Genomic DNA, 15533 nt, shown 5'->3' on the forward strand with positions numbered 1-15533 from the left:
CATGCCTAAAACCCCTTGAGCATGGATTGTTGGAGGCCGATGGCGGCCATGGAGCCGGCGTGTGTGGAGATGGTCACGGAATGCATGCCGGTGGCGAGGTCGCCGGCTGCAAAGACGCCCGGGCGGGAGGTTTGCTGCATGCCTTCTACCGTGATCATTGAGCCGGTGAAAGTTTCGCTGGTGACCAGCCCCAGTTGCTCATGAAGATTGGATGAGGGGCGGTTGCGCGGATGGGCGAAAAGAGCGTCAAGAGCCAGCGTCTTGTCATTGTCCAGCGTCACGGCTTTGACCATGCCATTGACCTGATCGATAGCGGTCAACTTGCCATCTTCTATTGCAATCCCGGAGGCCAAAATTTTGTCGCGCATTTCGCGCTCGATCTGATGCCCATCGAGAATGAGGGTCAACTGGTCAGTCCAATCGCGGTACAGCGCCAGAGCATGCAGCGCGGGCGCGCCAGCATAGAGCAGGGCCCAACGCTGTCCGGCCACTTCATAGCCGTGGCAGAAGGGGCAGTGGATGACAGTTTTGCCCCAAGCTTCGGCAAAACCGGGAATGGCTGGGAATTCGTCGGTAATGCCGTAGGCGAGCAACAAGCGGCGGCTGGTGATTGTCTCGCCCGCGTCCGTGGTCACGGTGAATGCGTCGGGCGCGCCGGAAGCCGTTTCGGCCCTGGCCGCAATCAGTTTGACCGTGGGATAGGTGGCGAGCTGAGCCCGTGCTGTCGCGAGAATCTGCGACGGTGGCACGCCATCGAAGCCAAAAATATTATGCGCCTCGTGGGCGTACCGATTGCGATTGAGACCAGTGTCGAGCACGGTGACTTGGCGGCGACCGCGACCCAGCTGCATGGCGGCAGCAAGCCCAGCAAAGCTGCCCCCGATGATGGTGACATCTTCCATGATAAACTCCAGAGTTGAATGTGACAGCGCTAGAGGGTCTTGAACCCGGCGCTTATCGCTTCTGTCGCCAAATCGCTGAGACGGGTGCGGGCAAGCCGCGCTGACAGCAGCGTTTCGGCGTCTTCAAGAAATTCGTGCATGACCCGGTCAACGGAGCGCACAATCGCGCAAGAGCAGTCGCCCGGATCGCTTTCGGTGCGGACGAGAAGACGCTCGCCCAAAGCTTGATAAATGTCGCGCAAGGTAATCTCGCCTGCGGGGCGGGATAGGCTCCAGCCACCGGTCGGTCCCTTGCTGGCCGTCACGATATCGGCGTCTCGCAGCTCTCCCAAAATGCGGCGCACCACCACTGGATTGGTTTGCAGGCATGTCGCTAAACCCGCCGAGGAGACGGTTTTGTCTGGCTGTGCATGCAGATGCACCAAGGCATGGAGGGCGGTGGAGAGACGACTGGAACGCTTCATGTAACTTTTATAGTTACATATAAATGCCAGCGTCAAGGGTCAAAAAAAGACCCCGGGCGAACCCGGGGTTAAGGCAGGGAGAGATGGAGTGAAGTGACGAAAATTCTGCCTACCCTAACCGTCCATTCGTCAAGCTGGACGCTAGAGGTTCCGGCCGCTCGACCGGCGTCTTGATGAAGACGGTACGGTTTTCACGAGCCGAAATTTCAAAGGCTTCCATGACTTCAAGAACATGGAGGGCCAGATCGCCATTGGCGCGATGTGGGCGATTGTCCAAAATGGCTTGCGCCATCTCGGCGACGCCGAGCGAGCGATAATTGCCGTCGGCATAAGGCTGTTCGACAGCAACGCTCGTCCAGGTTTCGTCGCGACCGCGTTTGCGCAACTCAACCTCGCCGCCGAAGAAATTCGGGTCGGGGACAATCATTGTTTGTTCGGTGCCGTAGATTTCGAGCGGCACATGCTTTTGAGCGGCGACGTCAAAGGACATGGCGACCTGCACGATAGCGCCACTGGCAAAACCCAAAGAACCGGTGACGTGTGTATCGACCAAGACGGGCATTTTCTGACCGTTCTTGGGGGCTGAGGTGATTGTGCGTGCGCTGCGAAGGCGCGAGCTCATCCCTACGACACGCTCGACCGGCCCCAAAAGATTGACGAGATCGGTGATGTAGTAGGGGCCCATGTCCAGCATGGGGCCGCCGCCGATGTCATAGTAAAAAGCCGGATCGGGATGCCAGCTTTCGTGGCCTGGGCATTGGAAATAGGCTGTGCCGCCAATGATGGTGCCAAGCGCGCCACTATCGATGACAGCACGCGCCTGCTGATGCGAACCGCCCAAGAAAGTATCCGGAGCAGAGCCGATACGAAGACCAGCCTTCTTGGCAGCGTTGAGAAGGGTCTGCCCTTCTTCAAAATTAATGCCGAAGGGTTTTTCGGAATACACATGCTTGCCAGCGAAGAGGCATTTTAGCCCCACATCGACATGGGCGCGAGGAATGGTGAGGTTAATGACGAGCTGGATCTCGGGATCGGCGAGCAGCGCTTCAATGCTTTTCGCAGCGAGCCCAAACTCGTCGGCGCGCGCCTGAGCGGCTTCTGGACGCACATCGGCCAAGGCCTTTACGTCCAATACCGGAAAGCCGGATAGGCCATCTCTGCCCAAGATTGCCTTCAAATAGGCCGACGAAATATTGCCGGTACCGATAATTCCGATACCCAGGCTCTTGCCCGACATAAGCGCACTCCTCCCAGATGTACGTACGTCAACCTAACCAAGCGCAATGTGTTCGGGAAGGGGTATTGTATGATTTTTGTATCGTTTTCATCGCCCGTCCGGGCAGAGAGAAATTGAGGCTATGCTTTTGGCAGTTTACTGCCGTTGCGAACTGCGCGACGCTTGAGTGAGGTGAGGGAGACGCCATGCAAGGGATCACGTTATCGCGCCGGTTCTATGAGGATCTGGTGGCTCCGTTTCTGGCGGAGCGTGTGCCGAACATGCCCTATGCCGCGGCGCTGTTGGGATTTGGCTCCGACGTATTGGGCTATGACGATGAGATGTCGCGCGACCACAATTGGGGCCCGCGGGTCCATATTATCGTGAGCGAGGCCGATTTTGACGCGCATGCTCGCGCGCTAGTTGTGGGGTTCATCGCCCACGCGCCGCAGAGCCTGCATGGCGAACCTATCGCGTGGCGATCGCGCCCGCACCCGCCTGCTAACCGTCGTTGGGCTGCTGGTGATATGGGTCACGGGCTGGAGATACACACATTAGCTGGGCGCTTGGAGGATCATTTTGCGCGCGGCGATATCAATTGGACCGCTAGCGACTGGTTGGGCGTTCCTGAACAAAAGCTCTTGGAGTTTTGCGGCGGCGCAGTGTTTCGGGACGACGCTGGCACGCTCACCGCTGCGCGTGACGCGTTGGCCTATCTGCCCGATGATGTGTGGCACTATAAAATCGCCGCGCAATGGGCGCGGATCGGGGAAGAACAGGCCTTTGTCGGGCGCACCGGAATGAATGGAGATGATCTGGGCTCGCGCATTATTGCGGCGCGTTTGGTTCGCGACGTGATGCGCTTGGCCTATCTGCTGGAACGACAATATGCACCATATGCCAAATGGTTCGGCACGGGCTTTGCCCAACTGACGGTTTCCGACAAGCTTAGACCTGTGCTGGAGCGTGTGTTGGGCGCAAAATATTGGGGCGAGCGCGAAAGCGCCCTAGCGGATGCCTATTTGCTCATGGCGCAATTGCAAAAATCCCTCAACATCGCCCCGTTTGACGGAAAGATTGGGCCCTATCACGAGCGCGGATTTCAAACGATCAATGTGGAAGCGGCCGTCGAGGCAGCGCTTGCCAAGATTGGCGATAGCACCCTTCTGGCGCGCTTCCCCTTTGGAGGGATCGATCAGCTTTCCGATGCCACCCCGGTGCTGGAACGTGCCGCTGTCTCACGGCGGCTGAACTCGGCAATCGAAAACTAAAACGGCCCTCTTTGGGGAGGGCCGTTAAATAGGCTAGGTCACGAGAAAAATAATGATGATCAGCCAAATCGGCACGCCGAGAAGCCAGAGAGCGAGACCTTTGAACATGGTGTTCTCCTTGTTTCTTTAAGCGCTAGAAGCGGCGGAAGACGCCAGCGTGAACGGTGTTTTCGTCGCGATGATTGCCGCCTTTCTGGGCCGCCCAGAACGCGCCAATGGCCGAGACCAAAGACGATGCTGCGATCAGGAAGGCGGCAAGAATGCCTGTGTTGCGGGCTATACGAGCCGCTTCAAGTGCTGTGTCGCGGGCCTCGGCAATTGTTGCGTTCACTTGATCAACGCGCGCTTCAGCTTCTGCTGGGGGCAGTGCGGTGGTCGAAGCGACAAGGCCAACAAGGTAGCTGCGGTCCTCGGCGCTGATCTCACCATCTGTGAGGGCTGATTGCGCATAGATCCGTAGAGCTTCGTCACGGGCGACGCCGGGATCGACCGGAATGCTGGCCCGGAACAGAGTGTCGACAAAATAATCATTGGGGCTTGAGTCATCGGCAGCCATTGCTGTGGCCGCAGTTGTTGCGGCACTCCCCACAGCGGAGCCAAGGGCCCCAATGCCGCCGACAGCCAGCGCTGCACCAAAAATCATCGCGCCGCCCCAGACCAAGAGGCCATGGGCACCATCGCGCAGGTCGGATTCATCGGCGGTGGCGTCGAATTTGCGGCGACGCAATCTGCCAGTGAGATAGCCTCCGGCCATAAAGCTGGAGATCTGGATCCAGAGAAACCAGAGGGCGGCGCCTATGCCGACGAGCCAGATTGGCGCGCCGTCGCGACCATGAAAGTCGACAAAGTTAAGTCCAATGGCAGAACCAAAGCTAATCAGGACCAGCGAGATAGCGGTGGCCAGAACGATCCCCGCAATAATCGCGGGCCAATCGACATAGCTGCTTTCTGCTACAGGCGCGGGAGCGGTGTCTATGACGGTAACACCGGGGGGCGTGTTGAGTGCCATGAGATGCTCCTCCCTTTCGCTCAAGCCAAGCCGATGAAGGAAAGAATGGCGAGGACGATTACGACCAGACCAACGAGGTAAATAATGGAGTTCATCGATAAGCCTCTCTTTGGATTTGTATCGAAGAGGTAATCCCTTGTCAGGCTGGATGGTTCCGATGGTCGCCGCAAAGCTGCCGCAAGATAAACAAAAGCGGGAGCCCGAAGGCCCCCGCTCTGCAAAGCTGATGGATTGGAAAACTTACTTCAGTGCGTCGGTGACGACAGTGGTGTAAGCGCCTTCTGGCAGAGCCTTGACGATCTTCTGGTCAAGGAGCGCCTTGACGGTACGATCATAGGTCGCCATGTCGAGCGCAGCATCATCTGGGTCGACGAGCTTGGTCACTTCCTTGACCATGTAGAGCTGGTGCGCCAGTTCGGCGGCGCCGGTTTCGTCGGCGTCGACAACGATCTGTGCGGCCTCATCTGGGTTCTCGAGCGCATAGCCCCAGCCCTTCATCGAAGCGCGAACGAAGCGGGCATAGGCGTCAACCTTGGCCGGATCCTTCAGGCTATCTTCCATGACGTAGAGACCATCTTCGAGAAGGTCATTACCCATTTCGGTGTAGTTGAAAATGGTGAGATTGTCTGGGCTGTAGCCAGCATCCAGCGCCTGACCATATTCGTTATAGGTCATCACCGAGATACAATCTGCCTGACCCTGGATCATCGGCTGGACGTCAAAGCTTTGCTGCAGCACGGTGACGCCGCCTGCCGAACCATCGGTGGCCAGACCGAGCTTATTCATCCAAGCAAAGAACGGATATTCATTGCCGAAGAACCAAACGCCGAGCGTCTTCCCGGGGAAGTCGGCTTCGGTTTTGACGCCGGTTTCAGTCGGGCAGATCATCATCAGGCCAGCGCGCTTATAGGGCTGGGCGATGTTGACGAGTGGCACGCCGCTTTCGCGCGCGGCCATGCCTGCTGCCATCCAGGTGACGATAATGTCGGCGCCGCCGCCAGCGATCACCTGTTCTGGGGCGATGTTGGGACCGCCGGGAAGAATGGTGATGTCGAGGTCTTCTTCGTCATAAAAGCCCTTGGCTTCTGCAACGAGATAGCCCGCAAACTGGGCTTGCGTGACCCACTTCAGCTGCAGGGTGAGTGCGTCTGCAGACAGTGCTGAACTTGCCGACATAACCATTGCGGTTGCGACAAGGCCTCCAAGAATTTTCTTCATTTTTGCGTTCCCGTTTCCCTTTTACGCCCGTCCACCACGGACAGACGGATGCCAGAAGGTGACACCTTTCTCGATGAGAGCGATGACACCGTAGAAGGCGGACCCCGCGACCGCCGCAACAGCGATCTCCGCCCAGACCAGATCAATGGCCAAACGGCCAACACCGGTCGAAATTCGGAAGCCCATTCCCACGACGGGCGTCCCGAAAAACTCCGCTACGATTGCGCCGATCAAGGCCAAGGTCGAATTGATCTTGAGGGCGTTGAATATGAAGGGGCCCGCAGCGGGAAGCCTGAGCTTCATAAGGGTCTGCCAATAGTTGGCGGCATAGGTGTGCATGAGATCGCGCTCGATAGACGAGGCTGCGTTGAGCCCGGCCACCGTGTTGATCAACATGGGAAAGAAGGTCATGGCGACCACGACGGCAGCTTTACTCTGCCAATCGAAACCGAACCACATGACCATAATCGGCGCGATCCCGATGATCGGAAGCGCCGACATGAAATTGCCAATCGGCATGATGCCCGCCTTCAAGAAGGGCGAGCGATCAACCGCAATGGCAACAAGGAGACCGGCAAGACAGCCAATGGCATAGCCGGGCAGCACGGATTTGATGAATGTCTGAATGAAGTCCTGAGTTAGAATATAGGTCTCGGCCGCCATACGGGCGGCGATGGCTGAAGGGGAAGGCAGAAGCACGGGCGGCACGCCAGCGCCGCGCGTGATGACTTCCCAAACAATGAGCAGGGCCAGGCCAAATATGGTTGGAATGACCAGCCCCGTGCCGGTGTGCGGCAGTTTTCCTAAGCGAATGGCGGTGGAGAGCTCTTCAACGAACAACCAAGAAAACGCCCAAGCCGAGATCAGCGCTAACCAATGATGGCCGGGCATCGTGCCTTCAGCAGGCAAGGACGCGATGAGGGCATAGGCGCCAAACACCATCAGTACGCCGTCGACCCAGATCGGCAGCGGCTTTTTAAAGCGGATGAGCGTGAGTGCCCCCACGATAAAGAAGATCAGCAGCAGTGGCGACGCACTCAGATTGGTCAATGACAAGACCAAGCCAAGCCCGGCGCTGCCCCCTGCGACACCGGCGAGAAGCTTTTGCATGGGCGTGAAAGCGAGCGAGATCATGCGCGAGCTCCCATGCGAGCGTTGACGTATTTTTCAGCCGAACCGACCAGCGCCACCAAAACGGCGGCAATCCCCGCGGCCAAGAACAGCGCCGCCCAGATTTGCACGGTTTGGCCATTGTAGGAGCCCGTGAGCAGACGCACGCCAAGGCCACCACCGGCGGCATTGGACAGCTCTGCCACCACGGCGCCGATCAGCGAAATGGCAATGCCAACCTTCATCGAGGCGAAGAGGAAAGGCATGGCCGCTGGCCAGCGCAGCTTCCAGAACACCTGCCAGGAATTGGCATCATAGGTGCGCATCAGATCGAGCTGAATATTCTCCGGCGAGCGCAGCCCCTTCACCATGCCGACAACGACGGGGAAGAAGGAGAGATACATGGAGATCAACGCCTTCGGGATCATGCCCGTGAGGCCGACGGCTCCCAGCCCCACCACAATCATCGGCGCAACCGCCAAAATTGGAATGGTCTGGCTGGCAATGATCCACGGCATCAAAGAGCGGTCGGTGGCATCATTGTGAATGATCGCGACAGCCAACAGCACGCCCAAAACCGTGCCAAAGGCAAAGCCGAGAAGCGTCGCTGAGAGGGTGATCCAACTGTGATAGGCGAGCGAGCGCTTGGAGGTGAGATCCATCGCCACCGTTGCGCTCCAAATCTCGGAAAACACCTGATGGGGTGCTGGAAGCACAGGTTTGGCCTGCGCCCAAGTTTGCTGAGCAAACTCGGTGAAGGGCACATTTTCGAGATTTGCGCGGGTGTTGAGCGTGTTCTGCCAGGGCGCATTCATATGGATCGCCATCGCGTACCAAAAGGCGACAATGGCGATGAGAATGGTGAGAACGGGGAGAATGCGGTTCAGCATGGGGGAGATACCCCCACCCAACCTCCCCCTGAGAGGGGGAGGGGTTTAGCTGGTGAGTTCACACGCGGCGTACTCAAGACGCGATCTGATCGCTCTCCCTCATAGGGGGAGGTTAGTTGAGGGCCTTCATGATGAAGAGAAGGACACATGGCTATACGTGCTCCTCGTCATAGGAATGACCGGCCCGCAGGCCGTCACGCACACGGGCGGCGATTTCCAAGAACTCAGGCGTTTCGCGAATGTCGAGGGGCCGCTCCTTGGGCAGCGTGCTCTCGATAATGTCGGTGACGCGGCCTGGACGAGGGGACATGACGACGATTTTTGTCGACAGATACACCGCCTCGGGAATGGAGTGGGTGACAAAGCAGATGGTTTTTTCGGTCCGCGCCCAGAGTTTCAAAAGCTCGGAATTGAGATGGTCTCGGACGATCTCGTCGAGCGCCCCAAAGGGCTCGTCCATCAGTAGAAGATCGGCGTCAAAGCTGAGCGCGCGAGCGATGGAGGCACGCTGCTGCATGCCACCCGACAGTTGCCATGGGTATTTCTTCTCAAAGCCGGAAAGGTTCACCAGCTCCATGGTGCGCTTGATGCGTTCGGCCTGCTCACTGGCAGAATGCCCCATAATCTCGAGGGGTAGGGCGACGTTCCTTTCAATGGTGCGCCACGGATAGAGCGCGGCGGCCTGAAACACATAGCCATAGGAGCGGTCTTTTCGCGCCTGTTCGGCAGTCTTTCCATTGACGGTCAGCGTGCCGGATGTGGGGCGTTCAAGATCGGCAATGGTGCGCAAAAATGTCGTTTTCCCGCAGCCAGAGGGGCCGATGAAGGAGACAAACTCACCCTTGTTGATGGTCAAATTGACGTCAGAGAGCGCAACAACGTCGCCGTCGCCGGTGGGGAAGGTGAGGCCAAGATTTTGAGCGTGAACGACAGTGGTCATTGCGCAAAGGCCCCCTCACCTGACGCGTTGCGTCGACCTCTCCCCCAAGGGGAGAGGTTAACCAGTGCACCCTCTTCACCTCTCCCTAGGGGGAAAGGTCGGCCCATTGGGCCGGGTGAGGGGGCCTTCGGTAGAAAACTAGTCAAAAAAGTCATCAAACCCCCGTCGCTGGGATGCCAGCGCGTTCGATCTTGCGAGGAGAGACGATGTCCTTCCACGTGCTGAGCGCGCGGTTGACCGGGTTCTTGGCTTCACGCGCCACAAACTTGCCGTGGCCTTGCTCGCCCTGGAACTTGTCTTCGACGACCGAGACATGGCCGCGGGTCAGCACAAAGCGCGGCATGCCCTTGCATTCAAAGCCTTCAAACACATTGTATTCGATGACCGATTGCTGGCTCTTGGCCGAAATGGTCTTGGTGCGTTCCGGGTCCCACACGATGAGATCGGCATCGGCGCCAACCAGCACAGCGCCCTTCTTTGGGTACATGTTGAGGATTTTGGCGATATTGGTCGAGGTGACGGCGACGAACTCATTCATGGTCAGACGACCGGTGTTCACCCCTGCGCTCCACAACACGGGTAGGCGATCTTCGAGGCCACCGGTACCGTTCGGAATTTTCGAGAAATTGCCAATGCCATTGCGCTTCTGCTCGGAGGTAAAAGCGCAGTGGTCGGTGGCGACGCAAGAGAGCGAGCCGGATTGCAAGCCTGCCCAGAGCGAGTCCTGGTGCTGCTTATTGCGGAACGGAGGAGACATGACGCGACGGGCGGCGTGGTCCCAATCGGGATTGAAATATTCGCTTTCGTCGAGCGTCAGATGTTGGATCAGCGGCTCGCCATAAACGCGCATGCCCTTGGCGCGGGCCCGGCGGATGGCTTCGTGGGCCTGCTCGCAAGATGTGTGAACGACATAGAGCGGCACGCCTGCCATATCGGCCAGCATAATGGCACGGTTGGTAGCTTCCCCTTCCACTTCGGGCGGGCGTGAATAGGCGTGGCCTTCAGGGCCCGTATTGCCTTCGGCAAGGAGCTTTGCCGTCATCGCAGCAACAATATCGCCGTTTTCAGCATGAACGAGGGGCAGCGCACCAAGGTCGGCGCAGCGCTGGAACGAGGAGAACATCTCATCGTCATTGACCATCAGGCTGCCCTTATAGGCCATGAAATGCTTGAACGAGGTGATGCCTCGATCGACCACCTCGGCCATTTCATCAAACACCTGCTCGCCCCACCAGGTGACAGCCATGTGGAAGGAATAGTCGGCATAGGCTTTGCCAGTTTTATTGTCCCACATTTTGAGCGCTTCTAAGAGGCTCTGGTTGGGATTGGGCAGGCAAAAATCGATGACCATGGTGGTGCCGCCCATTAGGCCAGCGCGTGTGCCGCTCTCAAAATCATCGGCTGAATAAGTGCCCATAAAGGGCATTTCGAGGTGGGTATGCGGATCAATTCCGCCGGGCATGATGTAACAGCCGGTCGCGTCCAAAACCTCATCGCCGGAGAGGTTGTCGCCGATCTCAACAATCACATCTCCTTCGATTTTCACGTCGGCTTTGTAGGTCAGGTCGGCCGTGACCACCGTGCCGTTCTTGATAACTTTACTCATTGTCATTCCCTCTACTCCTTGTGCGTCGCAGCCGAAGCTCGCCGCCCTATCTGTCCTCTCCCCAAGGGGGAGAGGGTGGCCGGAGCGAAGCGCAGGTCGGGTGAGGGGAACCCCTCAATCACCCTCAAGATGGCGCCCAAGACTGCGTCTCGCTCCGCCATCACCTCGCTGTTCCAGAAGCGCAGAACCGAATACCCCTCAGTATTCAAATAGGCCGTACGCCTCAGGTCGCTCTCGCTGTCGGCATGCTGCCCACCATCCAGTTCGACAATCAGTGCTGCCGAGCGGCAGGCAAAGTCGACGATGAACGGCCCCACGGGCAGTTGCCGAACAAACTTGTGTCCCGCTAATCCGCGATTTCGCAAAATCCACCAGAGCCGGTTTTCAGCGTCACTGGCGGCCTTGCGTAAGGCGCGGGGGCGGGCGGTCATTGCTAGGCCCCCTCACCGTCACGGCTGAGCCGTGCCACCTCTCCCCGTGGGGGAGAGGACAGGCAGAGCACAGGCCTCTTTTTCCGGACCAAAAAACTCACCCCACGATCTCCGCTGTTTCGAGAACGGCGTGCAGCAACACGTCGGCTCCGGCTGCGGCCCATTCGGGGGAAATCTCTTCCGCTTCGTTGTGCGATAGCCCACCGACGCAGGGGCACATGATCATGGTCGAGGGCGCGACCTTTGCCGCCCAGCACGCGTCATGGCCCGCACCAGAGATGACATTCATATGGCTGTAGCCAAGGCGTTCGGCGGCTGCGCGCACACGGCCAACAAGCGTTGGGTCAAAGGTGACCGGATCAAAATGGCCAATGGCTTCAACTGCGCATTTAACGCCGATTTCGTCGCAGATCGCGGCCGCACGCTTTTCGATTTCGCCGCGCATGCGATTGAGCTTGGCGAGGTCTGGCGTGCGGATGTCGACCGTGAAGATGACCGTGCTTGGGAGCACATTGCGCGAGTTTGGGGAGAATTTGACCTGCCCCACGCCGCCAACGGCGCCCGGCTGTTCGCCCATTGCCACGTCCTGCACCATCTCGAAAATGCGGGCCATGGCGAGCCCGGCATTGACGCGCATGTTCATGGGGGTGGAACCGGTGTGCGCCTCGCGACCGGTGAGAGTGAACTCGAGCCACCACAGGCCTTGGCAATGCGTGACGACGCCGATCTGCTTTTCTTCGGCTTCGAGAATAGGCCCTTGCTCAATGTGATACTCGAAATAGGCGTGCATTTTGCGCGCGCCGACCTCTTCGTCACCCAGCCAGCCGATGCGCTTGAGCTCATCGCCAAAGCTTTTGCCGTCCTGGTCTTTGCGGCCATAGGCGTGGTCTTGGCTAATGACACCGGCAAACACGCCTGAGGCCAGCATGGCGGGGGCAAAGCGCGCGCCTTCTTCATTGGTCCAGTTGGTGACGACGATGGGATGCTTGGTTTGAATGCCGAGATCGTTCATCGAGCGCACAACTTCGAGGCCTGCGAGCACGCCCAAGACGCCGTCATATTTGCCGCCGGTTGGCTGGGTATCGAGGTGCGAGCCGATGTAGACGGGCAGGGCGCTCGGGTCCGTGCCCGCGCGGGTCATGAACATTGTGCCCATTTGATCGACGCCCATCGTGAGCCCGGCTTCGTCGCACCATCGCTTAAAAAGCTCGCGTCCTTCTTTGTCGCTGTCGGTGAGGGTTTGACGGTTATTGCCGCCAGCCACACCGGGGCCAATCTTGGCCATCTCCATCAGGCTATCCCAAAGCCGGTCGCCATTGATCTTGAGGTTTTCACCGGGTGCGGTCATGCGTGTGTCTCGTCATTCTTAAGGTCGAAATAAAAAGCCCTGCCGTCGCGGTGCGCGAGCGGCAGGGCTTACCTTCAATAGCATTATGTGCGGCGCTGGGCCGCCGGAGCGGGGTCGCAGAGATCAACTTATGTTCGATCCTGCTCCTCATCTTTGCCTACTTCACACTTGGGAAGCTAAATTCGGCACCACCCTTGATGCCGGCTGGCCAGCGGGTGGTGACGGTTTTGAGCCGCGTATAGAAGTGAATGCCTTCAGGCCCGTAGATGGAATGATCGCCAAATAGGCTGCGCTTCCACCCACCAAAGGAGTGGTAGGCCACCGGCACGGGGAGGGGCACGTTAATGCCCACCATGCCCACTTCGATCTTGTCCGCAAATTCACGAGCGGCGTCGCCGTCGCGGGTGAAGATGGCCGTTCCATTGGCATATTCGTGCCCGTGGATGAGATCGACAGCGTCTTGGAAACTGTCCCGGCGCACAACCGAGAGCACCGGTCCAAAAATTTCTTCCTTATAAATCTTCATCTCGGGCTCGACATTGTCGAACAGAGTGCCGCCGACATAATAGCCGTTTTCGTAGCCCTGTAGGCTAAAACCGCGGCCATCGACGACGAGCTCAGCGCCGTCTTCAACGCCGCTATCGATATAGCCGACGATCTTATCGCGGTGCATTTTGGTGACGACCGGACCCATTTCGGCGTCCTTATCAGTCGCTGGGCCAATTTTCAGAGCCTCAACGCGTGGTTTCAGCTTTGCCACCAGCGCATCCGCTGTCTGCTTGCCAACGGGCACGGCTACAGAGATAGCCATGCAGCGTTCGCCTGCTGAGCCATAACCTGCGCCCATCAGCGCATCGGCTGCTTGATCGAGGTCCGCGTCTGGCATGATGATCATGTGGTTTTTGGCGCCGCCGAGGGCCTGCACGCGTTTGCCGGCCTTGGTGCCGCGCTGGTAGACATATTCGGCAATCGGGGTCGAGCCAACGAAGGACACTGCCTTGATGTCGGCATGGTCCAAAATCCCGTCGACCATTTCCTTATCGCCATGGACGATATTAAGAATGCCTTCGGGAAGGCCTGCTTCCATAAAGAGGTTCCAAGCCAGCATTGGCGCGGATGGATCGCGTTCCGATGGCTTGAGAATGAACGCATTGCCACAAGCGATGGCGGCTGGATACATCCACATCGGCACCATGGCCGGGAAGTTGAACGGGGTAATCCCAGCAACAACGCCCAGCGGCTGGCGATCCGAATAGCTGTCGATGGACGGGCCAACATTGCGGCTGAACTCGCCCTTTAAGAGATGCGGAATGCCGCAAGCAAAGTCGACGCAATCGATGCCACGCGCCACTTCGCCCAAGGCATCGTCATGCACCTTGCCGTGTTCTTTGGAGATTTCACGCGCCAGATCATCAGAATATTGATCGAGCAGCGCCTTGAACTTGAACATCACGCGGGCGCGCTTCATCGGCGGGGTATTGCCCCAAGCCACTTGGGCTTTCTTGGCATTGGCGACGGCGGCGTTCAGCTCGTCGAGTGTCGACAGCGGCAGTTCGGCCGATTGTTCACCAGTAGCTGGGTTGAAAACCGGGACGCGGCGCGTCGATGCGGAGACATAACGTTTGCCAGCAACGGCATTCTCAATGACCTGCATTCATTCCTCCAAAGTGAACGAGCCGACCCGGTCTCCCAACCGTATCGGCTCGCTTGTGTTAGTCCAGCGTCTTGAGAATGTCGGACAGTGTGGTGACGATCTGATCGATCTGGCTTTCCGAAACGATCAGCGGTGGCGACAGCGCAATGATGTCGCCCGTAGTGCGGATGAGCACGCCCTTTTCATAGGCCTTGAGGAAGGCCGAGAAGGCGCGCTTGGTCGGTGCGCCGTCGATGGGTTTTAGCTCAATCGCGCCAACCAGACCGATATTGCGGATGTCGATGACATGCGGCAGGCCCTTGAGGGAGTGCAGACCATCTTCCCATACCTTGGCGAGTTCGGCGCCGCGCGTGAGCAGACCTTCGTCCTTATAGGTTTCGAGCGTGGCGAGACCCGCCGCCGAGGCAATAGGATTGCCCGAGTAGGTATAGCCGTGGAAGAACTCGATCATGTTCTCCGGGCCGGTCATGAAGGCGTCGTGGATTTCCTTGGTGACCATAACGGCGCCCATTGGAATGACGCCATTGGTGAGGCCCTTCGCGGTGACCATAATATCTGGCGTCACGCCAAAATAGTCGGCCGCAAATGGGGTGCCCAGACGGCCGTAGCCGGTGATGACCTCATCGAAAATAAGCAGAATGCCGTGCTTCTTGGTGATGTCGCGCAGGCGCTGCAGATAGGCTGGCGGTGGAATGAGAACGCCTGTGGACCCGGCGACAGGCTCTACGATCACTGCGGCAATGGTTGAGGCGTCGTGGAGCGTGACGATGCGTTCCAGTTCATCGGCCAAATCCGCACCATGCTCGGGCAGACCGCGCGAGAAGGCATTTTTGGCAAGGTTATGGGTATGTGGCAGGTGATCCACGCCGGTGAGCAGCGTGCCGAACATTTTGCGATTGGTTACAATGCCGCCAACGGAAATGCCGCCGAAATTGACCCCGTGATAGCCGCGTTCGCGACCGATCAGACGTGTTCGTGAGCCTTGGCCGATGACCTTCTGATAGGCGAGCGCAACTTTGAGCGCGGTCTCAACCGATTCAGAACCCGAGTTGGTGAAGAGAACATGGTCGAGCCCGGCAGGGGAGATGTCGACGAGGCGGTTTGCGAGCTCGAACGCCTTGGGATGCCCCATTTGGAAGGCAGGCGCGTAATCCAGCTCAGCGGCTTGTTTGGCAATAGCCTCAACAATTTTTGGGCGTGCGTGGCCAGCATTGCAGCACCACAGGCCTGCGGTGCCATCGAGCACTTGGCGGCCATCAGCGGTGGTGTAGTGCATGTCCTTGGCAGCCACGAACATGCGTGGGTTCTGCTTAAACTGGCGATTTGCCGTAAACGGCATCCAGAACGCGCTGAGGTCGTTTGGCGCAACGGTGGATGATGGCGACACTATAGAACTCCCCCCTGAACTTAAGTCTTGCGTCAAACAGACTTGACGATGACGCCAGAAGTCAGGAAATTTTGACCAATTGGAAAA

At 58.3% G+C, this 15533-nt stretch carries 14 protein-coding genes; 1 reads left to right on the forward strand and 13 read right to left on the reverse strand.

Features of this window, described 5'->3' with window-relative positions:
• Positions 1 to 5: 5 nt before the first annotated feature.
• The 3 genes from JHL21_RS12195 to JHL21_RS12205 all read right to left on the reverse strand — a co-directional run bounded on the left by JHL21_RS12195 (position 6) and on the right by JHL21_RS12205 (position 2603).
• Positions 6 to 902, reverse strand: coding sequence for an NAD(P)/FAD-dependent oxidoreductase (locus JHL21_RS12195; protein ID WP_200213721.1), 897 nt, complete (start codon positions 900 to 902; stop codon positions 6 to 8).
• Between the two features lie 29 nt (positions 903 to 931).
• On the reverse strand, positions 932 to 1366 hold the full coding sequence (locus tag JHL21_RS12200; protein WP_200213723.1) for an Rrf2 family transcriptional regulator: 435 nt from the start codon (positions 1364 to 1366) through the stop codon (positions 932 to 934).
• 109 nt (positions 1367 to 1475) lie between these two features.
• Positions 1476 to 2603: a Gfo/Idh/MocA family protein gene (locus JHL21_RS12205; protein WP_200213725.1), complete on the reverse strand. Its 1128-nt coding sequence runs from the start codon at positions 2601 to 2603 to the stop codon at positions 1476 to 1478.
• Positions 2604 to 2788: 185 nt separating this feature from the next.
• On the opposite strand from JHL21_RS12205, the gene JHL21_RS12210 reads away from it, so the two are divergent.
• Positions 2789 to 3853, forward strand: a complete 1065-nt coding sequence (locus JHL21_RS12210; protein WP_200213726.1) for a DUF4037 domain-containing protein — start codon at positions 2789 to 2791, stop codon at positions 3851 to 3853.
• A gap of 133 nt (positions 3854 to 3986) precedes the next feature.
• Here the strand turns inward: JHL21_RS12210 and JHL21_RS12215 are convergent, their stop codons facing one another.
• From JHL21_RS12215 to JHL21_RS12260, 10 genes are all read right to left on the reverse strand, one after another.
• On the reverse strand, positions 3987 to 4862 hold the full coding sequence (locus tag JHL21_RS12215) for a hypothetical protein (RefSeq protein WP_200213728.1): 876 nt from the start codon (positions 4860 to 4862) through the stop codon (positions 3987 to 3989).
• 240 nt (positions 4863 to 5102) lie between these two features.
• Positions 5103 to 6080 carry an ABC transporter substrate-binding protein gene (locus JHL21_RS12220; RefSeq protein WP_169194220.1) on the reverse strand — a complete coding sequence of 326 codons (978 nt, stop codon included), beginning with the start codon at positions 6078 to 6080 and terminating at the stop codon, positions 5103 to 5105.
• A gap of 21 nt (positions 6081 to 6101) precedes the next feature.
• The gene (locus tag JHL21_RS12225; protein ID WP_200213789.1) at positions 6102 to 7190 is read right to left on the reverse strand and encodes an ABC transporter permease; all 1089 of its coding nucleotides are present in this window, start codon (positions 7188 to 7190) and stop codon (positions 6102 to 6104) included.
• A gap of 20 nt (positions 7191 to 7210) precedes the next feature.
• Positions 7211 to 8080 carry an ABC transporter permease gene (locus JHL21_RS12230; RefSeq protein WP_200213730.1) on the reverse strand — a complete coding sequence of 290 codons (870 nt, stop codon included), beginning with the start codon at positions 8078 to 8080 and terminating at the stop codon, positions 7211 to 7213.
• A gap of 151 nt (positions 8081 to 8231) precedes the next feature.
• Positions 8232 to 9020 carry an ABC transporter ATP-binding protein gene (locus JHL21_RS12235; RefSeq protein ID WP_200213731.1) on the reverse strand — a complete coding sequence of 263 codons (789 nt, stop codon included), beginning with the start codon at positions 9018 to 9020 and terminating at the stop codon, positions 8232 to 8234.
• 154 nt (positions 9021 to 9174) lie between these two features.
• The gene (hydA, locus tag JHL21_RS12240) at positions 9175 to 10626 is read right to left on the reverse strand and encodes a dihydropyrimidinase (protein WP_200213732.1); all 1452 of its coding nucleotides are present in this window, start codon (positions 10624 to 10626) and stop codon (positions 9175 to 9177) included.
• 11 nt (positions 10627 to 10637) lie between these two features.
• A complete protein-coding gene (locus JHL21_RS12245; RefSeq protein WP_200213733.1) occupies positions 10638 to 11057 on the reverse strand; it encodes an endonuclease domain-containing protein in 420 nt (139 codons plus the stop codon).
• 97 nt (positions 11058 to 11154) lie between these two features.
• A complete protein-coding gene (locus JHL21_RS12250) occupies positions 11155 to 12405 on the reverse strand; it encodes a Zn-dependent hydrolase (protein ID WP_200213734.1) in 1251 nt (416 codons plus the stop codon).
• Between the two features lie 157 nt (positions 12406 to 12562).
• Entirely contained in the window at positions 12563 to 14059 is a 1497-nt protein-coding gene (locus JHL21_RS12255; RefSeq protein ID WP_200213735.1) for a CoA-acylating methylmalonate-semialdehyde dehydrogenase, read from the reverse strand.
• A 58-nt stretch (positions 14060 to 14117) separates the two neighbouring features.
• The gene (locus tag JHL21_RS12260) at positions 14118 to 15398 is read right to left on the reverse strand and encodes an aspartate aminotransferase family protein (RefSeq protein ID WP_200213791.1); all 1281 of its coding nucleotides are present in this window, start codon (positions 15396 to 15398) and stop codon (positions 14118 to 14120) included.
• Between the last annotated feature and the right edge of the window lie 135 nt (positions 15399 to 15533).

Origin of the sequence: Devosia sp. WQ 349K1 (assembly GCF_016595685.1) — a bacterium.
In the GTDB taxonomy this organism is placed as follows: domain Bacteria; phylum Pseudomonadota; class Alphaproteobacteria; order Rhizobiales; family Devosiaceae; genus Devosia.